The organism is Clostridium amazonense (assembly GCF_056431285.1).
Map to the genome: position 1 here is coordinate 127,534 of NZ_JBWKMH010000031.1, position 26,179 is coordinate 153,712.

9 protein-coding genes are annotated in these 26,179 nt (G+C 28.3%); 7 read left to right on the top strand and 2 right to left on the bottom strand.

Annotation, left to right across the window (positions count from 1 at the left end):
* Positions 1 to 12: 12 nt before the first annotated feature.
* On the top strand, positions 13 to 4,980 hold the full coding sequence (locus AC07E4_RS13080) for a cell wall-binding repeat-containing protein (RefSeq protein ID WP_478216615.1): 4,968 nt from the start codon (positions 13 to 15) through the stop codon (positions 4,978 to 4,980).
* 670 nt (positions 4,981 to 5,650) lie between these two features.
* On the opposite strand, the gene AC07E4_RS13085 is transcribed toward AC07E4_RS13080, so the two are convergent.
* The gene (locus tag AC07E4_RS13085; protein WP_430830082.1) at positions 5,651 to 7,282 is read right to left on the bottom strand and encodes a cell wall-binding repeat-containing protein; all 1,632 of its coding nucleotides are present in this window, start codon (positions 7,280 to 7,282) and stop codon (positions 5,651 to 5,653) included.
* 1,202 nt (positions 7,283 to 8,484) lie between these two features.
* Between AC07E4_RS13085 and AC07E4_RS13090 the strand changes: the two genes are divergently transcribed.
* Positions 8,485 to 10,251: a cell wall-binding repeat-containing protein gene (locus AC07E4_RS13090; protein WP_478216616.1), complete on the top strand. Its 1,767-nt coding sequence runs from the start codon at positions 8,485 to 8,487 to the stop codon at positions 10,249 to 10,251.
* Positions 10,252 to 10,306: 55 nt separating this feature from the next.
* Here AC07E4_RS13090 and AC07E4_RS13095 read toward each other — a convergent pair whose 3' ends face one another.
* Positions 10,307 to 11,950, bottom strand: coding sequence for a cell wall-binding repeat-containing protein (locus tag AC07E4_RS13095; RefSeq protein WP_478216617.1), 1,644 nt, complete (start codon positions 11,948 to 11,950; stop codon positions 10,307 to 10,309).
* 175 nt (positions 11,951 to 12,125) lie between these two features.
* Here AC07E4_RS13095 and AC07E4_RS13100 point away from each other — a divergent pair, with 175 nt between their 5' ends.
* The 5 genes from AC07E4_RS13100 (at position 12,126) to AC07E4_RS13120 (ending at position 25,593) form a co-directional block, all read left to right on the top strand.
* Positions 12,126 to 14,201, top strand: coding sequence for a cell wall-binding repeat-containing protein (locus AC07E4_RS13100; RefSeq protein ID WP_478216618.1), 2,076 nt, complete (start codon positions 12,126 to 12,128; stop codon positions 14,199 to 14,201).
* Between the two features lie 846 nt (positions 14,202 to 15,047).
* On the top strand, positions 15,048 to 16,346 hold the full coding sequence (locus AC07E4_RS13105; RefSeq protein ID WP_478216619.1) for a hypothetical protein: 1,299 nt from the start codon (positions 15,048 to 15,050) through the stop codon (positions 16,344 to 16,346).
* Positions 16,347 to 17,240: 894 nt separating this feature from the next.
* Positions 17,241 to 18,389: a hypothetical protein gene (locus tag AC07E4_RS13110; protein ID WP_478216620.1), complete on the top strand. Its 1,149-nt coding sequence runs from the start codon at positions 17,241 to 17,243 to the stop codon at positions 18,387 to 18,389.
* Between the two features lie 378 nt (positions 18,390 to 18,767).
* Entirely contained in the window at positions 18,768 to 23,105 is a 4,338-nt protein-coding gene (locus AC07E4_RS13115) for a cell wall-binding repeat-containing protein (protein ID WP_478216621.1), read from the top strand.
* Positions 23,106 to 23,322: 217 nt separating this feature from the next.
* Positions 23,323 to 25,593, top strand: a complete 2,271-nt coding sequence (locus AC07E4_RS13120) for a cell wall-binding repeat-containing protein (RefSeq protein ID WP_430830076.1) — start codon at positions 23,323 to 23,325, stop codon at positions 25,591 to 25,593.
* The last annotated feature ends 586 nt before the right edge of the window (positions 25,594 to 26,179 follow it).

Here is a 26,179-nt window from a genome sequence, read left to right on the forward strand (position 1 = left end):
GGGAAGAGTTTTATGAGAAGATTTTCAAAGGGCATGTGTGCTTTGGTGCTAGGAGCAACTTTAAGTACTATGTCTTATTCTGCTTTTGCTAGTGTTAGCAGAGTTATGGGTGGTGAAAACAGGTATTCAACGGCAGCTAAGGTTGCAGAAAATGGGTGGAAATATGGAACTAATACTGTAATTTTAGTAAATGGAGAAGCAATAGTAGATGCTCTTGCAGCCACTCCATATGCAAAATATAAAGATGCACCTATATTATTAACTCAAAGAGACATTATTCCAGCAGAGACAAGAGATGTTATATCTAAACTAGGTGTTAGTAATGTAGTTATAATTGGTGGAGAAGGTGTAGTTTCCAAGGTTGTTGTAAATCAACTTGAAAACATGAGTTTGAATGTAGAGAGAATATCAGGTGTAAATAGGTATGAAACATCTTCAGCAGTTGCACACAGTATGAGTGGTGTACATAAAGTTGCTGTTGTTAATGGAGTAACAGGTCTTGCAGATGCACTTTCAGTTGCAGCACCTGCAGCTAGAGATAACATGGCAATAATATTAAGCGATGGAAATAAAATAATATCTGGACAAGATATAGTTGAAAACGCATCAGACAGATATGTAATTGGTGGAACAGGTGTTGTTTCTGATAATTTAACAAATAGTATATCTGGAATAAGACTTGCAGGTATAAATAGAAATGCAACTAATGCAGCGGTTTTAAATGAATTTTATCCAGAGGAATATATAAATAAAGTCTATATAGCAAAAGATGGAGCTAAAAAGCAAAGTGAGCTTGTTGATGCTTTAGCGGTTGGTTCATTAGCAGGAAGAGAAGGAAACCCTGTTATGCTTTTAGGTAATTCATTAGTTAGGGAACAAGAAAACTATTTAATGCCAAGATTATCACAAGAAGTTGTACAAGTTGGTTATGGTGTGCCAAGTAATGTGGCAAATGATGTAGTTGGTGAATTAAATGTTATTGGACTTCCAAAGGAAGATAAAAATAAGGTAGCAGAACTAAGAGAAGTTAGAGCTATAAATGGAGAAGTTATAGCAACATTAACAAATTCTATAGATAAGGCAAAATTAGATGATTTTTATATTGTTAAATCAGTAGATGGTGGACAGAAGAATAGAATTACACCTAATAGAGTTGAATTAAATGATAATAAAGTTGATGTGTCTTTAAAATTAAATGAAGAGCCAAGAGAAAATTGGAATAAGAGAATAAATTATGAAGTTAAATATAAAAATGGAGATTTTAAATCTTGTTGGTTCAAAATAATATATGAAGGTAAGGGACCTGTATTATCAGTAAGTGAGGTTCCAGATATAGTAAGAGTTTCAGAGGTAAAATTAAAAGTTACAGCAATTAAAAATGATGCAACTTCTATAGTTGTTTCAAATAATGGAACTAAGTATCAAAAAGATAAAAATAGTGAATACACAGTAAAATTAAAAGAAGGTAGCAATGAAATTGTTATACTTGGAACTAATGCTAAAGGTGATGAAACTAAGATTACGAAGAGAGTAATTTGTGATACAACTATTCCTAAAATAACAACATCAAAACTTCCAGCAGAGACATACGAAAATATTTTAAGATTTAAAGTAAATATAGATGAAGAATGTAATGTTGTTGTAAAAAATGGAGAATATACTGCTAAGTCATGTGGAAATGGTGAATATGAAGTTGAGTTAGGTGATGGATATAATGTTATCTCAATTCAAGCTACAGATAGAGCAGGAAATACATCTCTTATGAAGTCTTCTGTAAAAAGAATAGTGAAGTTAGAAGCAACAAGTGCAGAGGCTACAGCTGATGTAGTTAAGTTAAATGGAATAAAAGGCACAAGTGAATTAGGTCTTATGGACAGAAAAATAACATTAATAGAAGAGGGAACTGATAGGAAATTAACAGCTACTTATATAAAAAATAGCTATAAGAATCATGGTGCTGAATTTAAAATTGACGGCAATGAAAAATTACAAGATGCTAAAAAATATAAAATTGAAGCAGACTGGGGAGATTTTAGTAAGTGTAATTTAATGGCTAAATTAAGTAGTAAAAAAGTTGATAAGTTATATGTTATAAATCAAGTGCTTACAGTTGGAGATAGAACAATAAAAACTGAGACAATTGATCAATATGGAGATAAGCTTTATTTAAATAAACATGAAAATCCAGAAGTAAAATTAAAAATTGATGGAAATTTAGTTGATATAGTACAAAGTGGTAATGATTTTAGAATAGTTAATCCATTACAAAGTGGAAAAGAAATAAAAATACAATTTTTCAATAATGATAAACCAATATCAGAAGTTGTAAAATTTACTGTTCGTGAAGGAGAGCCAAGTAAACAAACAAAAATAGAAAATATAAAGTCTTATAAATATGATGCAAGTAAAAAAGAATTTGTAGAAATATCTTCATCTGAAAGGTTAAGTATAGGAGATAAGGTTAAGCTTACTGCTGAGGTAAAAGATCAGTATGGAAATACACTTACAAGTGATTTAGCTAAAATAAAATGGACAAATAAAAGTAATAACAACATTATAAATGTTGAGGGTAGTGAAAAGGACAAAGGAAAAGTTCATGAAAGAACAGATGGATTAGTATTTGAAATTAAAGATAGTGGAACTATAGATATATTAGCAGAAATAGATAATAAGGCTAATCAAAGATTTAATACTAGAATTGATTATACAAATGCTAGTGAATTGAAATTTAATGTTGATGAAAGTAATAAGGATAAAATTTATAGTAATGAAAAGTGTAGATTAGGAATACTAGAAGGCAATATAGGTTCAAAGCTTACATCATATAGTGTTAAATATAATAAGATAGATGGTTTAGAGGTTTATCCAGTACAAGGAACTGGTGATAATAAAGAAAAAGTATTTATTGATGTTAAAGCTAAAAACCCAGGAAAATATACTTTAAAACTAAACTATGGTAGCTTAAATGCAAAAGATATAGTGTTTGAGGTTGTAAAAAATCCTGAAGTTAGAAATATAAATATTAATGGATTTGAAGGTAGTAAAGATAAAGAATTAGAACTTAATGAGGCTTCAACAAGTGAAATGAAGTTTACTAATAGAAGTAATGAGGAGTTAGAAGTAAAAGCTAGCGATATTGATATTAAAGTAATTAATGACAAAAACACCGTTGTAACTGAGTGTGTTGAATGTAAATTGTTAAAGAAAGATAAAAGTGCCGCTGGAAAAGATGATGTAGTAGGTGGAATAAGTTTTAATGTTAAAAAGGAAGGTAAATACAAGGTTTCAATTAGTAATACAAAATATAGCACTAATAAAACAGTAAATATTATATGTAGAAAGTTTACAAGAATGAGCTTAAATAGCAATGTATCTGTGAAGAAAGATGAAAGTGTTATAGTTCCATTAGAACTTCAAGACAACTTTAATCAAAAAATGAGCATAGATAAATTTGAAATAAAAGACTTTAATGTTAGTGACAACATAGGAACGATTGTATATTACAAAGGTAAAAATGGAGCTTATACTAAAGTTTCTGATAAAAAAGAGGCTGATGGAATAGGTATTGAGATAAAAATACCTAAAGAGGAAAGTGTAACAAGCAAAGACATTAATGTAAGTTATACTAAGGGCACTAATATTGAAAAAACTATTATCAAAGTTAAAATAGATGAAGAAAGAAAAGTTAATAGTATTGAAACTTCAGCAAAAGAACTAACTATGAACACTGGAGAAAATAAAAATATTAATATAACTGTAAAAGATCAATATGGAAGTAAAATGAAAAGTGAACCAACTGTTACTGTTAAAGACGGAAATGATATATTAACGGTAGGTGAAGTTAATGGGGGAAATGGAGACTATAACTTTGATATAACAGGAAAATCAGAGGGTAACGCTATTATTGTGATAAAAGCAGGAGAAAAATCTATTGAAATACCAGTAACTGTACAAGATAAAAGTAAAGTTCCAAATGGAATTACTATAAGTTGTGAAGAAGACCTTAATAAGTTATATTCAACAAGAGATGGAGAGGTAAAGTTTAACTTTTCAGCAACAGTTAAAAATTCAGCTGGTGAAGAGATAAGTACCAAACCACTAATAAATTGGAGTACAAGTAGTAAGAAAGCTACAATAGATGATAATGGAAAATTAACAGTTTCTCAAAATACAAAAGAAACAATAACTGTAACAGCAACTGCTGACAATGGAACATATGCATCTGTAAAAGTACAAGTCAGTAATGAGGCACCAATAGCACAAAAAGGGACAATGAAGTTATTTTTAAATGAAAAAGAAATAGAAGAAGGAACTGAATTAGAAATAAGGGAAAATACAACATTAAAGGCAACTGCCGTAGACCAATATGGCGGAGATATTAAAGAGGTTGATTTTGGAACAGGAACTAACTCATTCGGAGGGAAATGTGAACTTCAATCAAAAGGCAAAACTGTAATGATAAAGCCAATGGCAAATGGTAGAACGACGATTACAATTTCATCTGGAAAGGCTAGTGAAAAATTAAATGTAATTATTAGAAGTGTTCCAACTGATAAGGAAATAATGGATGAGGCTATAAAAAGCTCAGAAACGAATTTAAGAGATTTCTTCCCAAAAAGTAAAATAAATATAACTGGAATTAATACTTTAAATATAGATAGAGATATTGACTTTGGTGGCTTGAAAATTACTTCAGATTGTACATTAAATATATCAAAAGGAGTACTTATAGAAAATTTAAATTTCAATAAAATAAATATAAAGGGAAATAGAAATAATATAACCATTTTTAATTTTGTTGGAGAATCTTTAGAAGTAGAAGAATCAGAAGTAAATGTTGGAGAAAAAATAAATATAAAAGAAATTAAATTAAATAGACAACCTGCAAAAATAGAAGGTAGTAAAATAGTTATTGATGAATCGGCAAAACCACAAGTACCTAGTGATGAAGAAAAACCTAAAAGTAATAGTGAAGTATAAAAAATAAAAAGAAAGAGATTAACTTAAAAATAGAAAGTTAGTCTCTTTTTATATAATCTTTAAATATTGTATATGTATCAAAAATCTCCAAGGTTAAAACCTAGGCTACAAAGGGGTAAAGGAAAATTTGTCCCAACCTCTGTAGGCGAGGTTTTAACCTTGCTGTTACACGATAATATTTTTTATATTGTAGCCGTATCAAAGACCGCCAAGACTAAAGTCTCAGCTACGAAGGGGCAAAAGAAAACTTGGGACGTATAGTTATTCAAATATTTTTTCGGTAGGGTGGAATTCATTCCACCCATTTAAATATGCCAATAAGGGTATTATGAATGAAGTGAATAATATTATAAATAACTGTCAAATGTCCATTGTCAACTGTCAATTGATAAAGTAGGCGAGGTTTTAACCTTGCTATTACACGGTGTCATTTTGAATTTTATATCCATATCAAAGACCGCCAAGACTGAAGTCTCGGATACGAAGGGGTAATGGGTTAGATTTGTCCACATATTCAGAATTATTATCCACATTGTTTATAGATATATTGCTTTTTTGTGGATAAATATAAAAATTTTTTCCAAGTGAAATTTAAATAATTGATTTCAAAGAAAAAATAACCTCATACTTATAATTTATAAGTGAGGTTATTTTATATTAATGGGTAAAGTTAATGAGCATTGTAAAATTTAATGAATTCAACTCGTAGACTTTCAACAAAGGCACTAAATTCATCGTCAGGGCCATTAAAGTTTTTGATTGAAGTTTCTATTTTTGAAATATAATCTTGATAATCTAAAAAGTTGCCAATATATGATTTAAATTTATCTGTTGATATTAAAGCATCAGACTTATTTTGCTTTTTAATTTCATCAAAGAATTTATTAAATACTATATTTATTTCATAAAATTTATCACCATGAGAAAAATTATCAATTTTTAATTCGTTGTCTTCAACTACAAAAGTTATTGGTATTGATGAGAAAGATCCATGAAGTTGCTTCCATATAGAAGCGACACAAACTTTATCAGATATATAATTAAAATTATTTACAACTAAAAAATCCGAAGAATATTTAGGTTCAGTTTGATAAAATTCTAAGTAATCCTCATTATTTATTTTATTAAATTTAAGATTTGACAAATAAGCACGAGAAAAATATTTTGAAAGTTCATTTAAAAGTTTTTCTTTAGTCTCATAAGGTGCTTTTAATCTATAATTTGAATATAAATCATTTCCAGGTATAGGCACTTTTTTATTAAAATCTAAGAAATTTAAATCGCTATAAAATTTACAACCATTATTTAATTTATTTAAGAATTCATCAGAAGAAAAATCTTTAATGTTATTTATATTACTTAAAAGATTTAAGCAATCATTGTTTACAGTATTTTCATCACCTATTACAATAACATCTTTTATTGAGCCACCCCAATAATTTAATAAATCATCTAATTTATTTGATGGTTTATTATTTGCTAGAAAAACACAACTATTAGTTTTGCTAGCTAAAGCAGATAAGCATAAAGCATCATGATAATTCATGCCAGAAGCCATATAAACTTTTTCACTATCTATATTATTTATAAATGTATTTAATATATCATAATTAGTTTCATAGCGATCATCACCATAAATTCTATATGGATTAGAAACAGAAGCATCAATAGCTTCGCTTATAACACTAGGTCCACCTAATATATAAGAAAAATGATGGTTACTGTTATTTAGAAAATCACTTATGTTTTTAGGTAATTCATTTTCAGGTGTTAAAAGTATAGGCATTTGTTTTATACCAGCTATACTAGAAGCACTCAATGAATCGGCATAGTTATAGCCAGTTGCTAGAAAAACACCATTAGAAGTGTCTAGTTTTTTTGCAACTTCAAGGCTTGTATCATATCTATTTTTACCAGCAAGTCTAGTTGTATTTATGCCTAATGATTTAATGACATTTTCAACTTCATTGGAAATAGCACCTTCACCGCCAACAATAATGACAGTTTCAACATTTAGTCTTTTAAGTTCATCCTTTATAGATTTGTCTAACTCTTTAGGAGTTGTTAAAAGTAATGGAGCATTGTACTTTTTAGCAAGAGGAGAAGCACTTAAAGCATCAGCAAAATCTTCACCACTTACTAAAACTGCGTATTTAGAATTTTCCCAACCGTAAGAAGAAATTTTTGCAGAAGTTTCATATTTAGTGTTTCCATAAATTCTTTCTGTTTTAGGTTTAGCAAATGCAATAGAAGAAGTTAAGCACAATATCCCCAAAGTTAAAAGTAAAATCTTTTTTTTCATAAATATCATCCCCTTTAAATAAAAAAATATGATGTACTTCAATATATATAATCATAGTACATATAGAACAATACTTTATTACAAATATAATACAAATTTTTACAATAATGATATTGTTTGAAGTTGTAGCGTATATCCATATCGAAGACCGCCAAGATTGAAATCTCAGCTACGTAGGGGTAGGGAGTTATTTATTCAAATATTTTTCTGTAGGGTGGAATTTATTCTACCTGGACTTAGGTGAGTATCGAAATCAAAGATCACCAAGATTAAAACCTCGGCTACAAAGGGGTAAGAAGTTAATAATATATATATTTAAATTTTCTGTAGGGTGGAATTCATTCCACCCATTTAAATGTGCCAATAATGGTATTATGAATGAAATGAATAATATTATAAATAACTGTCAAATGTCCATTGTCAACTGTCAATTGGTAAAGTAGGCAAGGTTTCAACCTTGCTGTTACACGATAATATTTTTTATATTGTAGCCGTATCAAAGAGCGCCAAGACTGAAGTCTCAGCTACAAAGGAGTAAAAGAGAATTTGTCCCAAACTCTGTAGGCGAGGTTTTAACCTTGCTATTACACGGTGTCATTTTAAATTTTGTAGCCATATAGAAGACCGCCAAGACTGAAGTCTCAGCTACAAAGGAAAAAGGAAAATTTGTCCCAATCTCTGTAGGCGAGGTTTTAACCTTGCTGTTACACGGTGTTATTTTGAATTTTATATCCATATCGAAGACCGCCAAGACTGAAGTCTCAGCTACGAAGGGGTAAAAGAAAATTTGTCCCAATTTTTGTAGGCGAGGTTTCAACCTTGCGATTGAATGATGTTATATTGAATGTTGTAGCCATATCGAAGACCGCCAAGATTGAAATCTCAGCTACGAAGGGGTAAAAGAGAATTTGTCCAAATCTTTGTAGGAGAGGTTTTAACCTTGCAATTACACGATGATATTTTTAATTTTGTAGCCACATAGAAGACCGCCAAGACTGAAGTCTCAGCTACGAAGTAGTAAAAGAAAATTTGTCCCAATCTTTGTAAGCGAGGTTTTAACCTTGCAATTACACGGTGCTATTTTATTGCTAGAATATTTTATGGAGTAAATGTATACTTTTAATTATTTGTAAATAAAAGGATTTTATTGTTAAAAAGTGCATGTATATATGTTAATATTTAACTTGTAGGAGGGGAAGAAAATGATAAACAAGAGATTGATATTTACTGCTGCGTTTGCTATGGCATGTACTTTATTAACAACTAGTGTACATGCTGAGGGAACGATTAGATGTAAAAGGTTATGGGGAAATGGAAGATATGAAACTGCTGTAGAAGCTTCAAAAGAGGGTTGGGAGAAATCTAAATATGCAATTATTGTTTCGGGAGAAAACTTTCCAGATGCAATAACAGCGGGACCACTAGCTAAAAAATATGAGGCTCCAATTCTTTTAACAACAAAGGATTATTTGCCACAACAAGTTATTGATGAACTATCAAGATTAGAAGTTCAATGTGCTTATATTATTGGTGGGGATGGTGCTGTATCACAAGAGGTTGAATTAGCACTAAAAAATAACAATATTGCTGTTGGAAGATTAGGTGGAGAAAATAGATATGAAACATCTATAAAGGTTGCAAATGAGGTTGGAAATGAAGGTAAACTTTTTGTAGCAACAGGAGAAGGATTTGCGGATGCACTTTCAATTTCAACAGTAGCAAGTGTTAATAAAAGTCCTATAATATTAACACCAAAAAATAATTTAACTAACGATATTAAAGATTATATAAGCAAAAATAAAATAGAAAAAACTTATGTGGTTGGAGGAACTGGTGTAGTTAGTGAAAAAGTTTTTAATGAGCTTCCAAATTCAGAAAGAATTCAAGGTAAGGATAGATATGAGACTAATGAAAATGTAATAAATAAATTTAAAAATTCATTAGATTTAAGAATTCCATACGTTGCAACAGGAGAGGCATTTCCAGATGCATTATCTGGAGCAGGAGTTGCAAATAGAAAGAAATCACCAATAATATTAACAGCACCTAATGTTAAACAAAGTACTAAAAATTTAATATCAAACAATTTGATTAGTACCGTAGAAAGACCAGGAGTTGAGCAGCCAATTATACTTGGAGGACAATCAGTTGTTAGTGATTCAACATTAAAAGAATTAGGTCTTAATGAAATACTTTTTATGAGTGATAAAATTTTACCTAATTGTAATAATGGTAATTATAAAGTTAATGGAAACATAATGTTAGGAGGAAAAAGATACTCTAAGGGATATATATTTGAAAATAAATTAAAAGAATACACTTTTGATTTAAATAAAAACTTTAATGTTGTTAGTGGACTAATTGGCGCTAGTAATGGAAAAGCATGCAAGGTAGAAGTGTTCTGTGACAATGTATCAGAAGGTGTGTTCGAACTTAAAGATGGGGACTTACCAATTAATTACAATATCGAGACAAAAGGTGTAAAAGAACTTAAATTTGTTATTCATAATGCACCAGAGCTAGGAAAAATAGTATTAGCTAATACTGTTGTAGATTATGATCAATTTAAAATTAGAAAAGTTAGTGATGACTTTGCATTTAATAGTGGATATTTAAGTGATGTTTTAAAACCTTACTGTGGTGAATATTACAAGGTTAATACTGGTATACAAATTGGTGAGGATGTTTATCCAAATGGATTCCAATTTGATAATTGTGAAAAAAGATATTCATTTAATTTAGATGGAAGATATACAATTTTAAATGGAATACTTGGAGTAAGCTCAGGTAATGCGTGTAAAATAGAAATATTATGTGACGGAGAATCTAAAAGATTAGTAGAATTTAATGGAACAGCAGCAAAGGTTAATTTAAATATGAATTTAAGTGGTGTTAATAAGTTAGAATTCGTAATAAATGAACAGCCTCAAAATGGAAATGTTATATTAGCTAATCCATCAATTAGATAATATAAAAAAGTCCCATACTCTTAAGTTAGAGTATGGGATTTAAATTTAACAAGTGCTAATTTTTTTCATTGTAAGATTTAATAAATTTATTTTTCATATTTTCAACATAAGATTTAAATTGATCTTTAGTACCATTAAATGAATTTAGATCAGTCCTAATATCTTCTATATAGTTCTTATCTGCTGAATCAATTATTACATAAGAAGAAAGTTTATTTAATGCAGATAGAGCAGTTTCTTTATCTAAAGCTTGAATTTTATCAAAGAATGAAATAAATATATCATATAAATCATAATAAGATTCAGCATTTAGAACTTTATCAATTTTAAGTTTAGAACCCTCAACAGTAAAAATAACAGGTGTAAAACTGTATTTTAAGTCATCATTTGACCAAATAGAAGCAACACAATATTTATCAGAAATATAATCAATATTATTAACTAATAAAAATGTTGAAAAATAATTATCATTAATAGGTTTTACTTGAGGAAGTTCTATATAATCATTATTATCAATTTTATTAAATTTAAATTTAGATAAAAAATCATGAGAAAAATATGAACCAAAAACATTTAATAATTTTTCTTTTGTTTCATAAGGAGTTATTAATTTATAATTGAAGTATGCAGGATTATCTTTGCAATATACCCCATTGTTTGAGTCACTATATCCACCACGATTGCGATAAAACATACAACCTTCAGTTAATGTATTCATAAGTTCTTCAGAAGAGAAATCTTTGATACTTTTAGTATTACACAAATTGCCTATAGAATTCTCATCAATAACATTTTCATCTCCAACAATTATCAAATTTTTAATTTTATCATTATTGTAAATTAAAAAATTAGAACAATCTAATGATTTTATTGGTCCAAGAATAACAGCACCATTATTTTTACTAGCTAATGAAGAGACACATAAAGCATCGTGAAAGCTTTGACCAGATGCTATATAAGTATTAGAGATATCTAGTACATCTGAGAATTCATCAATTATGCTAAGATTTGTTGCATAACGATCAATACCATATATTCTAAGTGTATTTTTTAGGGAATAATCTATATTTTCACTTATAATGAGAGGACTACCTAAAATATAGTTTTTATTAGCATTATTTTCTTTAATAAAACTATAGGTCTTATCTGGTAACTTATCTTTAGGTGTTAAAAGAATAGGCATTTGTTTTATGCCAGCAATGCTAGAAGCACTTAAAGCATCTGCATAATTATCTCCAACTGCAATAAATGCACCATTAGAGCAACCTATTTCTTTTGCTACTTCAAGACTTGTATCATATCTGTCTTTTCCGGAAAATCTTGTTGTGCTAATGCCTAAAGATTTTATTTCATCTTCGACGCTATTTGAAACAGCGCCATTACCACCAACAATAATTACATTTTTAACTTCAAGTCTTTGAAGTTCGCTTTTTATACAGTTATCTAGTTTTTTAGATGGTGTTATTAATAGTGGCGCATCATATTTTTTAGCAAGAGGAGATGCACTTAATCCATCAGCAAAGTCTTCACCATTAACTAAAATTGCATATTTTGACTTTTCAAATCCATAAGAAGAAATTTTAGCAGAAGTTTCATATTTACTATCTCCATAAATTCTTTTTTCTGATGAGCTAGCAAAAGCTACTGAAGAAGTCAGGCATAGCAAGCCTAGGGTTAAAATAAAAATTTTCTTTTTCATACCATTAAACTCCTTTATAAATAAAATAATTATTAGTTCATGTATAAGTATAGTATAAATGGAAAATAGTGTATTACAAATTAAATACAAAATATTACATATGGTTTATAATAATGAATTAGTTTTATTAATGTGATTTTTATTCGATAATTTAATTAAGGGAGTTGATATTTATATGGGAAAATATAAGAGAAGTATAGTTATTTTGATAGTTATGCTTATTAGTTTAAATAGTAAAGTTTTAGCAGACACTAATAATATTGAAAGAATATATGGAAAAGATAGAGTTGAAACTGCTATTAAAGTTGGTGAAGATTATTTTAATAACTTGAAAGAAAAGTCAGATGTAGCAATTTTAGCTCCAGCATCCAATGAAAATTTAGTAGATTCACTAACGGTTGCACCACTTGCATATAAACTTAGAGCACCTATTCTTTTAAATGATTCAAAAGATAAATTAAATGATAAAACTTTAGAAAGTTTAAAAAGAAATAATATAAAAGAAGTTTATATTTCTACAGGAAAAGGTGTTATTTCAGATAAAGTTGAAGAAAAATTAAGAGCTAATAATATAAAAGTAAATAGACTTGGTGGAAATAATAGATATGAAACTGCAAGAAATATATTAGATACTTTTGAAAAGTTTGGTGGAGAGGTGAACGAAGCTTTTGTTGTGTCTGGCAGTGGCATTGCAGATGCATTATCTATATCATCTTATTCTGCAAGACATGGAATTCCTATAATTTTAATAGAAAGTAAAGATGAAATAAGTAAAGAACTTGTAGATGCTTCAAGTAAAGCAAAAAGTGTTTATGTTATTGGCGGTGAAGGTATAATATCAAATCAGTTAGTTTCTAAATTAAATGGGGAACGTATAGCTGGTGCAACTAGATATGATACAAATAGGGAAGTTATAAAAAAAATATATAAAGATAAATTATCAAGAATTTATATTGCTAATGGACAAGATGAACATTTAGTAGATTCACTTACAACATCTATTTTAGCTGGATATAGCAATGCACCTATAGTTTTAAATAATAATTCAATAGATATTAATACTGCTAATATAATAGATAGTAAAAGTGATTCAAATACATCATTAATAGCACTTGGTGGACAAACTATTATGTCAGATGAGGTAATTCAAAGCTTCATGTACAATGAAAATAAAGATTTAGATGCAGTAAATATAGCAAAAGAAAATCTTGATTTAGGAGATTTATCAAAGGTTATTTATGATTTAAATTTGCCTATTAAAGGTGAAAATAATGTGGATATAGAGTGGCGATCAAGTGATGAAAGTGTAATAAGTGCAAATGGGAAAGTTAAAAGACCTAACACAGAGAATGATGTAAAGGTGACACTTACAGCTACATTAACAAAAGGAAAAACAAGAGAAACTAAAGAATTTGTTGCAAATGTTAAAACTGTATACATAGAGAAAAATGATGCTATAGAAATAAATTCATTAGATGAATTTTATGATTCAATAAAAAATTCATTAGAAGAATTTGATGAAAATTTAACTTTAGATATAAAAAATTATAATAATAAAGAGTATAATCTAGAAGTTATTAATGATATATTAGTTGCGAATCCAGATATAAACTATGCATATTCAGGTGCAAAGGCAGGAATTTCAGGGTATCAAGATAGCCAAGAAAGAATAATGAAAATAACTTTTTTATATGAATTAGATAAGGAAACGATGATATATGAAAAAAATGCTGTACAAAATAAAGTAGAGGAAATAGTAACTTCAATTATAAAAGCGGATATGAGTGATATTGAAAAGGAACTTGTAATTCATGATTACATAGTAAGTCATGCAGAGTATGATGTTGCAGGATATGAAAGTGGACAAGCAGCACCAGAAAGTCACAGTGCTTATGGTATTTTAATCAATGGTGTAGGTGTTTGTGATGGATATGCAAAAGCTACATATGAGCTTTTAAATAGAGTTGGAATTGAGTGCAAATTTGTAACAGGGAATGTTGTTAATGGTGAAGGTCATGCATGGAATATAGTTAAGCTTGATGATGGAGAATGGTACAATCTAGATGTAACTTGGGATGACCCTACATATATATATTCTAATAATAATGAAAATCATATTTCACATGAGTTTTTTAATGTGAAAAGCGAGATTTTTAATGAAAATCACATAAGAAATAAATTTGAGCAAACATTTCCAAATTGTAATGGAATAAAATATTTAGGTGAAAATTTAATTTATAATGAAATGTAAACAAGGGTTACGTTTTATATTATCATTATAAACCGCCAAGACTGAAGTCTCAGCTACGAAGGGAAAAAGAGAATTTGTCCCAAACTCTGTAGGCGAGGTTTAAACCTTGCGATTGAATGATATTATATTGAATATTGTAGCCGTATTAAAGACCGCCAAGATTGAAATCTCAGCTACATAGGTGAAAGAGGTTAATGTGCCATATAATTATTCAAATATTTTTCTGTAGGGTGGAATTCATTCCACCCATTTAAATATGCCAATAAAGGTATTATGAATGAAATAAATGATATTATAAATAATTGTAAAATGTTCATAGTCAACTGTCAATTGATAAAGTAGGCGAGATTTTAATCTTGCTATTACACGATGTTATTTTGAATGTTGTAGACATATCGAAGACCGCCAAGACTAAAGTCTCAGCTACGAAGGGAAAAAGGGAAACTTGTCCCAATTTTTGTAGGCGAGGTTTTAACCTTGCTGTTACACAATATTATTTTGAATGTTGCAGTTATATCAGACACCACCAAGACTGAAGTCTCAGCTACGAAGGGGTAAGGAGTTAATGTGCCATATAATTATTCAAATATTTTTCTGTAGGGTGGAATTCATTCCACATATTTAAATGTGCCAATAAAAATAATATGGATGAAATTAATAATATCCATTTATGATGAATAATTTGTAGAAAAATAAAAAAATATTCTAATTTTATAGTAAATTTTATGATTTTTGTAATAAATAGTTTATAATATTATGAAATTATAGTTTATAATCTAAATATAGGGAAAATACGATAAATTTAGGAACATAATAGTAACCTGTTAGAAAGGGGCGTGACATTTTATGTACTTTGATTTGAAAGACATTATAAAAGAATCAAAAGTAGGTTTAGATGAAGGAATAGAAATTGGTTTTTCAGGTAAAGATTTTTCTTTTAAAAAGTTTCGATATGAAGGTGAAAATATTATTCTTGTTTTTAAGAAAAATGATAATGAAGTTGAGATAAGTTTAAATAATAATAGATTAAAAGAATCTATTAAAATAGATGAAAATATAGAATGTGAAGTAACTGAGATAGAAGAATTAGTTGAAGAAAGTGGAAATAATCTTTACACAGATATAGATGAATTTGTGGATGAGGTAATAGATGAAGAAAATAAAAATCCAATAAATGAAGAAATAAATATTAATAAAAGTGAATTAGAAGAAATTATTGATGAAAGTTTAAAAAATGAAAATGATGAATTAATTGAAACGAAAGAATATAATTTGAATATAATAGAACAGTATCAATCACAAATTGCTAAAACATATAGTGAAAATAATTTAGAAGAGAATAAAGAATTTTTAGAAGAGATTGTAGAAGAAGATATAGTTCATGAAAATCTGAAGATACAAATAGAAGAGGCTAGTTACAATATTTTAACTAAAGTTATGATTATAAGGTTTAATGAGCCTATTGATAAAAATATCTTAGAAAAAGATTTTTTTGATATATTTGATATAAGCTTACTAGAGTATGATGACGAATTGCTTAAATTTATGAGCAAGGTAAAGGATATAAAACAAGGTAAGGTTAATACAGAATTTGAAATAAAATTTGAAAGTTCTCAAAGCTTAGATTTAAGTAGAAAGATTAGCATTAAATTTAATAAAGGATATATGGAAAAGCAATACAACTATTTAGTTAGTGATGATAAATTAGAAGTTGAGTTTGAAAAATATTATATAAAAAAAGAACATCATATTATGAAATCCATATTTGGATTAGATATGAAAAAAATTGTTGAGGAAATTAATTTTAATTGTAATGTAAATGAGTTTAAGATTTGTTTTGAAGATATGCCAATGAATTTTATATATAAAGCATTAACAGTATCAAAGGAACAAGATAAATATTTCGTAGCAATAGGAAATGAAAAAGTTGAATTTGAAGATACTGAGGAAAAGTATGAAGGGTATATAGGATTTAAAGAAGCAAAAATAAATTTAGAATTACCTACGGGAATAAAAAAACAATTAAATTTATATTTTAAATTCTTAGAACATGCAGTAATAGCTATATGGGATGAAAATTCATTTTCAGATGAGTTTATAAATTATATGAAAATTAAAGATGTAGTGTCAATATCAGTAGGATAAAGAGAGAATTTAATGTTCTCTCTTTTTTTATATAGTTTAATTTTAAATATCAAATGAGAATTAATTTTTTCAAAATGGTATTAATGTGTCAATAAATATGTAGTGTCAATTCTTGTAGGCCAGGTTTCAACCTTGCAATTACATGATGTTATTTTTAATTTTATATCCATATTGAAGACCACCAAGACTAAAGTCTCAGCTACAAAGTGGTAAAAGAAAACTTGTGTCGTATATTTATTCAAATATTTTTTCTGTAGGGTGGAATTTATTCTACCAATTTAAATATGCAAATAAGGGTATTATGAATGAAATGAATAATATTATAAATAACTGTCAAATGTCCATTGTCAACTGTCAATTGATAAAGTAGGCCAGGTTTCAACCTTGCAATTACATGATGTTATTTTAAATTTTATATCCATATTGAAGACCGCCAAGACTAAAGTCTCAGCTACGAAGGGGTAAAAGAAAACTTGTGCCGTATATTTATTCAAATATTTTTTCTGTAGGGTGGAATTTATTCTACCAATTTAAATATGCAAATAAGGGTATTATGAATGAAATGAATAATATTATAAATAACTGTCAAATGTCCATTGTCAACTGTCAATTGATAAAGTAGGCGAGGTTTTAACCTTGCTGTTACACGATATTATTTTTAATGTTGTAGATATATCAAACATCGCCAAGGTTAAAACCTCAGCTATGAAGAAAAAAGAAAATTATGCCAAGTTGGAGACTACTAATACTAAAGTCTTAGCTACATAGGTTTCCTACCTACGGAGAGGTGAAGAAAAATTGATTAAATAGAAAATATAATTGGGAATGAATAAATATTTGATATTTTGGAAAGCTAAAATAGTATTGTTTTACAGAAAGGGAGGATATAAAGCAATGAGAAAACATGATTTAATTAAAGCAATGACAGTAGCTATGAGCGTAGTTTTAAGTAGCAATACAATAGTTTTTGCAGCACAAGATAGCAATAATTTAGGTACATTAAAAGGACAAAATGCCATAGAAGTTATTTATATGATGAATGTAAATAATAGTGAAGGTTTTAAAGTAAGTTCAGCTAAGTTTAAGAGTGATAAAGAAATAGAAGTAGTGTTTACAGATAAGGTTGATAAGGATTACATACTATATAAAGATGGACGATTAATAGGAGAAAATATTAAAATCATTTTAAAAGGTGAAGATAAAAAGTGTGATTTAAAAGCAATTTTATCTGAAGATGGAACAAAATTAGTTATAACAAAAGCTGATGGAACACTATTTAATGGTGAATATCAAATAATAGTAAACGAAATGATTAGATCATCTAAAGGAGCACAGATTGAAAGCTTTAAAACAGATATTTCTTCAGAAAATACTAAAAGAACATCTAACATATTAGAAGATAAAAATCCAGAAAAGAAAAAAGAAGATAAAGAGAATCGGGAATATAAAAAACAATGTAATGATAAATGTAATGAAGAAGCTGAAAAAAAATGCAAAGAAAAATGTAAAGAAAAATGCAAAGATGATCCAAGAAAAGATGCAGAAAAGCGTTGCATAGATAAATGCAAAGAAAATTCAAAAAAAGATTGTAAGGATAAATGTGATGGTGAATGTCAAAAGAAAAAACAACAATTAAAAATTAAAGATAAAGAAGATGGTTCAAATATAGAAATAAAAACTAAAGAAAAAACAGAAATAATTGATAAAAATAAAGAAGAAAAAGATTTAAAGAAAAATAAGAAAGAAGAAAAGAAAGCTAAAGAAAAATGCAAAGATAAAGCAATGATAAAAGAAAAGTATAGTGAAGAAAAGGCAACAATAAAAGAGGAAGAAAACAAAGAAGATAAAGAAAAAGCAACAATAAAAGAAGAGGAAAACAAAGAAGATAAAGAAAAAGCGACAATAAAAGAAGAGGAAAATGAAAAAGACAAAGAAAAAGCAACAATAAAAGAGGAAGAAAGTAAAGAAGATAAAGAAAAAGTCACAATAAAAGAAGATAATAAAAAGGAAAAAAGACATAATGCAACAGAAACTAGTAATTGAGTTTAGGTAATAGTATTCCGTTGGGATTTTAAAATGAAGTCTGCATAAGACTTCATTTTTTTATTAGAAATTAAATTTATTTAGACTTAATTTATTTTTTGTAGCAATATTAAAAAAATATCAATTTCGGTTCAAAGGGAAAAGAGGTTTTTAATGGTCTATTTTTGATATAAAAATAGAATTTGGTGATAGAAAGAAAAATAGGGAAAATAGGGGTTAATTTTATTTGGAATATGTTGTAAAATGTAAAATGGAATAAAGTTATGTATTAAGCTAAAATTTATTCAGTTTTAGACGATAATTTTATATATGTAATTTTGAAAAATAGTGTAATTAACTATATAAAATTATTAAATCTATTAAAGATGGGGGGATTATATGAAAACAAGATGGAAATCACTAACGATAGCAGCTTGTTCAATGATGATGATTATATCAACTACTGCATATGCTATAGATAAAAATGTATTAGTTGGAAATACTCGTTTTGAAACTGCTACTGAGGTTAGTGAATATGGATTTGAACAAAGCAGTAATATCGTGTTAGTAAATGGTGAATCAATTGCTGATGCACTTTCAGCTACACCTTTCGCTAAGTTAAAAGAAGCACCAATTCTTTTAACTGAAAAAGACAGGTTGACAGATGTTACAAAGTCAGAGATTAAAAGATTAAAAGCAAGCAATATATACATTGTTGGAGGAAAAGGTGTTGTTTCTGATAATGTAGTAAGTGAGCTTAAGAAAATAGGATACAATGTTTATAGAATTTACGGTGAAACTAGATATGAAACTTCACTTAATGTTGCTAGAGAGATAGACAAGATTAAAAGTGTAAGTGAGGTAGCTGTAGTTAATGGATACAATGGACTTGCAGATGCACTTTCAGTAGCATCACCAGCAGCTATAAGAAACATGCCAATCATATTATCATCTAAAGATGAATTAGGTGTGGCAGAAAAGTGGATAAATAGCAAGAGTATAACTAAAAGCTACATAATTGGTGGAGAAGGAGTTATTTCTAGATATTTAGAAAGCAACATAAAAAACCCACAAAGATTATATGGTGTAAATAGATGGAAGACAAATGCTAGAGTTTTAGAGCATTTCTTTAATCAAACAGAACTATATAATATTTACTTAGCAAAGGATGGAGCAGCAAGAGCAAGTGAACTTGTAGATGCACTTGCAGCAGGGCCAGTTGCAGCAAAACAAAATTCACCAGTAATGTTAGTTGGAAATAATTTAGATCCATGGCAAGAGGAATATTTAAAACCAAGAAATACTAAAGCTATAACACAAGTTGGTGGTGGAGTTAGTATTAATGCAGTTGATGGAGTTGTTAAGGCATTAAATTTTAAAGAAGTTGACCCAACAGAAGTTTCTTATATTGATTATTTAAATTGTCAACAAATAGAAGTTTTCTTTGGTAGTCCAATAAATAAAGATTCAGTAATACAAAACGGAAAATTAAGAAAAGATGCAATAGAAATTTCAGCGAGAGACAATTCTGTTGAGGGAGAAATTACAGGACTTGATGAGTTTAGTGCAAGACTTGAAGAGAATAATAAAAAGTTAGTAATAACTAGAGATTTAAGTACAGCAAAGATATTTAATGGAACATATACTATAAGGGTTACGGATAAAGTAAAAACAGAAAAAGGATATTCAATGGAACCTTATGTCATTGAGTTGCAAATAAGAGATACTGTTAGACCACAAGTTAAAAATGTAGTTTATGATGATGTATATGGAAATCTTTCAATTTCATTTACAAAACCAATGAAAAACTTCCCAGTGATAACTTTAGATGGCAAAAAAGTTACTGAGGATAATAATGTGGAATTTGCAGAGACAAGAGATACTATAATTCTTAAAAGAGAAAAACTAAATGAACTTGAATCAATTGGTAAAACTGTACAAGTTGTAGTATCAGGTGGAACAGATTATAGAAATCTAGAAATGATAAGATATGCTGGTAGCTTAAGACTTATGAAGCCAGGTGAAGAAAGAAAAGTAGAAGAAGTTAAAGTTAAAAATGCTAAGGAGTTTATAGTAACATTTGCATCACCAGTAGATCAAACAACAGTTGTAGATGCTAATGGTAAAATACTAAAGAGCAATATAAAAATAACTTCTGAGGGAAGTGGTCACAACACTAATAGCCAAATTGTAAGTAGTGATGAGTTATATGGAACTTTTTCACCAGATAAGAGAACTTTAACTGTAAAGAGAGAGTTTAATAATGATAAAAATTTCAATGGACAGTACAGAGTTGTAATCACTAATAATGTTAAAACTAGTGATGGCGTTGAATTTGTGCCATATGATAATACAGTAACTTTACATGACAATGTAAATCCAGAAGTAATAAGTACAACTTATGATAGTGTAAATGGTGTTGTAAAAATAATGTTTAGTGAACCATTAAAAACTAAGCCAACTATAACAATCAAAGGTGGACTTTTAGGAAATAAACCAGCTGAAGAGTTTAATACTAGTTCAGAATTACAATTAAATGAAACAAATAGAAGTTTAGTAACAATAAGTTACAATGCATTAAAAATTCATAGATTAGTTGACACAGATTATCCAGATGGTGCAACTTATAAACTTACTATAAGAAGTGCCACAGATTTTAAAGATAATATGCAACTTGATGATCAATATGTTGAGAGAGATATTCATATAAAACCAATTTATGAAGGATTTAAAGTAGACAAAGTTGTTGAATTAAATACAGATAATAAACCAGGTATAAATGAATATTTAGTTTATTTCAATGAAAAAATATTTAGACCAAGTGTAGATAATTTCTCAATTGAAGGAGTTGCAGAAAAAGCATCTGATGCAATGCTTGTAACTAATCCAGAAACTAATGTATCTGACCAAAAAGTTGTAAAAGTTGTTTTTGGAAATGGATATATAAATAAAGGAAATACAGTAACAGGCCTTGCAGATCAAACATTGGTTGTTAAGGATGTTAAAGCCCAAAGTGGAGCGGTGCTACCTGAAAATGTTGCAAATGTAACAGTTAGAGATAATACAGCTCCAAAACTTATAAGCACAACAATAAAAGATGATGAAGATGATAATTCAAAAATAAAAATTACTTTTAAATTTGATGAGAAATTAAATTTAAAATCAGATTCAAAAATATTAACATCAGATACTTTAGTACAAACTTTTGAATTTACATCTAACATGGAATATTTAGATGTAAATGGTAAAGTGCAAAAAGTTTCGTTAAGTAATAATGCTCTTACTGGATTTGTAAAAGCAGATTATGATGTTGATAGTATAACTTATACATTTAACAAAGATGCCACTATAATATGTGGATCTCCTAGCGAGTTAAATGGAATTAATCAATTAATATCAGGTAAAGATTTAAAAGTTAAAACTAACAATATACCAGCATTTGAAGATGCAAATGGAGTTGTATACAAGGGAAATAAAGATGATAATGAAGCCTTAGATGCAAATAGCAAAACTTCACTTGATGTAGGCAGAGAAAATGTTTATGTTGGATATATTTCTAAATATGATCCAAATGAAGGTGTTGCTGGAGATGTTGAATACAATGTATGGTTTAGTGAAGCTGTTAACGTATATGGGGCAAATATAGAAGTTGCTTATGACGACACTAAAGTTCCAGCAAGTAATATACTATATCATGTAGATGATAAGGTTAAAAATGTAGGAAGAATATCATTTAAAAGAAATAGCTTAGACTTTGGTGGAGTTGGAAATAAGAGAGAAATTGCAAGCATGAAACTTATGAATATATATGCATCAGCTGGAAGAAAATCACTAGCAAATGTAGCAATTTCAGATGTTCTATTAAGAGATAATATGGAAACAAAACTTTTAGGTGCAACCTTTAGCTACGGTTCTAAAACATTAACTTTAGATTTTAGTAATCCAGTTAGTATTAAATCAGTTGAAGATTATATACAAAACTCAATAAAAATAGCTAGTGGAAGTTCTGTTTTAAGTAAGTATCCAACAGTTAAGAAATCATCAAATGCTAGTTCAGTTAAATCAGTAACTATAACATTTGATTTAGAAAATTATTCTTCTGAAAGTAAGAACACTGATAGAGATGAATTCTTAAGCTTCATTATAAACGGTGGGGATAATTTAAAAGTTGTTACATCAGCATCAACAACAACAAATGTTGTTAAAGATACTAGAGGATGGGCAATAAAAGCTGGAGAAAGTATAGATTTAAAAGGTACTAAATTAGAATATGCTACAAATGTAGAAAATCAATCAGATACAGAACTTCAAAAAATTGAATATAAATATTCTGAAAAAGATAATACTGATAAATTAATATTTACATTTAATGGTGATGTTAATGAAGACAGTGTGAAAGAAGGATGGTTTAATACAGTTAAAATTAATGCAGGAAGTAGTAGACTTATTAATTATCCAGCTGTTTCATCTTCAACTAAAAATGAAAATGAGGTTACGCTTGTGTTTACAAGTAAAACAGTAGATATAATTAATTTCCGTAACTTTATGACAAGCAATAAAATATTTAAAGCAGTTACAGGATATTATCCTATGAGAAATAACTCATCAAAAGATAATTTATCAAATGATAGTTTATTAAGATATAATTTAATAGTAGATACAAATATAAATATTATAAAATCAGGAATAAATGTTCCAGTTACAGTTACAAATTTAGATCCACCAGATGTACCATAAAACAATAAATATAAAAAGCTAACAAATAACTTGTTAGCTTTTTATGTTGAAAAAAACAAAAATATGGTAAAATATAAAATGGTGTTAAATGGATAAAATAAATCGTAAGTTAGTGTCAATAAATGTACATATCTTTCGATAATTTTAATATCAATAAAAACAAAATAATTATAATATTAGACATTTGATATAGTTAATATTTGAAGGGAGAGCGGATATGAGTAAAAAACTAAAACGTATGCCTAGTATTTTATTAACAATTATGATGGTTTTTAGTTTTATTTTTACATCAACAGAAGTTTTTGCGGCGAATAATGACCTTTTGTCATTAAAAAAGCTTTATGGTAGAAATAGATTTGAAACAGCAGTTGAAGTTAGTAAAGATGGCTGGGGATATAGTAATTATGTAATTATAGCAAATGGTTATGGCTTTGCAGACGCACTTTGTAGTGCACCATTATCAAGAATTGTAGATGCACCGTTGCTTTTAACGGAATCGAATTCTATGCCGACAGCAACAAAAAGAGAAATAGAAAGACTTGGGGCTAGAAGAGCATACATAGTTGGTGGAACTGGAGTTGTAAGTTCAGGCATTGAATCACAACTGAAAAGTATGGGATTAACTGTTACAAGACTTGCAGGAAGAGATAGATATGAAACATCTGTAGCTGTAGCAAATGAAATAAAAAGAAATACAGCAATAAAAGATGTTGTAATTGCATCTGGAGAACAAGCATCTCAAGGGGTTGATGCATTATCTATAGCACCTATAGCAGGAGAAGCTAAGATGCCAATCATATTAAGCACAAAGACATCTTTAACTACTTCAGCAATAAATTGGATTAAGAGTAACCATGTACATGTTTCATATGTAATTGGTGGTTCAGGTGTTTTATCAGATACAGTAGCTAAACAAGCAGTAAATTCCAAGAGAATATACGGAAGAAATAGATATGAAACTAATCTTCAGATATTAGAAGAGTTTGCTAATTATATTGACTTTGAAAAAGTATATTTGGCAAAAGGAGAACAAGCAGCGGTTATAGATGCATTAACATCAGGACCTATTGCTGCAAAAGAGGGAAATCCTTTAGTTTTAATAAATGATAGAGTTGAACCAAGCTTACAAAGTTTTCTACAAAAATATGCACCATCTAAGCTTGTTGCTATAGGTGGACAAGTTGCTAATGATACTGTATTCCAAGTTGGAAGAGTTTTAAACTCTGAAATAGCAACAGGAATAAGTAAAGTTACAATAAATGATAAAAGAAGAATAACTATTGACTTTAATGGAGTGCTTAATGGTTATCAAGCTTCTAAAATAGAAAATTATATAGTTTGTGGAAGTATGGTTCAATCAGCAACAATACAACCAAATTATAGAACTGCAGTTTTAAGACTTAAATATGATTTAGATAAGAGTGCTCTTTTAAACTTTGAAGGAGAAGCTAAAAATATATTAGGTATAAATATGGATGTAGTCTTTAATAAAGGAAATACTAATATAGTAGACAATGTAACAGATTTAGATAGACCAAGAGTTACAAGTGTAGAAACATTAGACACTGTAGATGAAGGTGGAAATAAAATTCTTGTTAGATTCTCAGAAAAAGTATTAGAAGCAGATGCTAGAAAAATTTTAAATTACAAAATAAGAAGAACAGATGGAACTTATGTAACAATAAAAGATATTAAGTTTGATGTTGAAAATGAAGATCAAGTTACTTTATATACTGAAAGTTTAGATTATGCAGGTAGATACTTAGTTGAAATTTCAGGAATAAGAGATCTTGCAGAAAATATTATGGAACCATTTAGTGAATACTTAGATATATTTGATACAGGATCACTTAAAGTTATAGAATACAATGTTAAATCAGGTATTTACTACAATAGTAAGAAGATAGACATTATATTTAATAAGAAATTAGATAAGATTAGTGCAACTCAACAAAAGAATTACACATTGTTAGATGCACAAGGTAAACCAATAAATGGTGCAGTTGGATCAATAGAGTTTGATGAGGATTCTAGAGATAGGGTAGTTATTGAAGTTATAAACTTAAAATATGATGGTGATTACACTCTAGAGATTTCAGGAGTTAATGATTTATCAGGAAACACTTTAGCAAGAACACCATTAGAACTTAGAAATCTAGTTGTTGAAAAACCAAAGATAACTGAAGCACCATATGTAAGAAGAGATACTGACCCAACAAGAAGACAAGTAATTCTTACATTTAATCAAGAGTTAAATAGTGGAGATGCAGCTGATGTTCTTAATTATTCACTAAGCTATGTAGGTGGAGGTATTTTAAATACTAACATAGAAGATGCAAGATATAGTTATGACGGAAGTAAGTCAACTGTAACATTATATTTAAGTAATGTTAATATTGGAAAACATAGTTTAACAGTAAGTGGAATAAGGAATAAAGGCGGATATCAGATGGATCCAGCTACAGTAGAATTTGAGATAGTACAATAATAAAAAAGGATTATGAATATGTTTTTAATGTATTCATAATCCTTTTTAATTTAATATGATAATATATTTTTTGAAATTAAGTTCAAAAGAATTGTGAAATAAACTTTGTAAAAAAAGCGATAAAAAACTCAAATAAAAAAGGAAAATAATAATAGTGATAGTACATAATTCGACTAACAACCAATAACAGATATGATATTATAAATGTATAAAATAAATTTACAAATAAACCCAAACTAACACTAAAATAACTTTACTAATACAGAGACGTATTGGAAGGAAACTTCACTAAAATTGAATCTCGAAAATTAATGCCTTATTTAATAGGGCATTAATTTTTTTACGCTAATATAGGGTTCCAAGCTGAAAAATGAAATTATTCAAATATTAAATGAGAATAATAGCATTCCAAGAAAAAAGCTTTTCAATTGATAAATTTGTTATTTTGAATTTGAACTTGGAACCCTATATTATGTAAAAACTAAGTTTTAAGTTTATTAACAAGTTAATTTGAAGCATATAAAATGAAATTTATAAAAATTTTTTTTTCAATATTGAAGAATTTTTGTACTTAATTAAGCAAATA

What these genes read in the sequence shown, in the direction of transcription:
- AC07E4_RS13115 (WP_478216621.1), top strand. Translation starts at nt 18,768, where the DNA reads ATGAAAACAAGATGGAAATCACTAACGATAGCAGCTTGTTCAATGATG.
- AC07E4_RS13110 (WP_478216620.1), top strand. Translation starts at nt 17,241, where the DNA reads ATGAGAAAACATGATTTAATTAAAGCAATGACAGTAGCTATGAGCGTA.
- AC07E4_RS13095 (WP_478216617.1), bottom strand. Translation starts at nt 11,950, where the DNA reads ATGAAAAAGAAAATTTTTATTTTAACCCTAGGCTTGCTATGCCTGACT.
- AC07E4_RS13085 (WP_430830082.1), bottom strand. Translation starts at nt 7,282, where the DNA reads ATGAAAAAAAAGATTTTACTTTTAACTTTGGGGATATTGTGCTTAACT.
- AC07E4_RS13090 (WP_478216616.1), top strand. Translation starts at nt 8,485, where the DNA reads ATGATAAACAAGAGATTGATATTTACTGCTGCGTTTGCTATGGCATGT.
- AC07E4_RS13120 (WP_430830076.1), top strand. Translation starts at nt 23,323, where the DNA reads ATGAGTAAAAAACTAAAACGTATGCCTAGTATTTTATTAACAATTATG.
- AC07E4_RS13100 (WP_478216618.1), top strand. Translation starts at nt 12,126, where the DNA reads ATGGGAAAATATAAGAGAAGTATAGTTATTTTGATAGTTATGCTTATT.
- AC07E4_RS13105 (WP_478216619.1), top strand. Translation starts at nt 15,048, where the DNA reads ATGTACTTTGATTTGAAAGACATTATAAAAGAATCAAAAGTAGGTTTA.
- AC07E4_RS13080 (WP_478216615.1), top strand. Translation starts at nt 13, where the DNA reads ATGAGAAGATTTTCAAAGGGCATGTGTGCTTTGGTGCTAGGAGCAACT.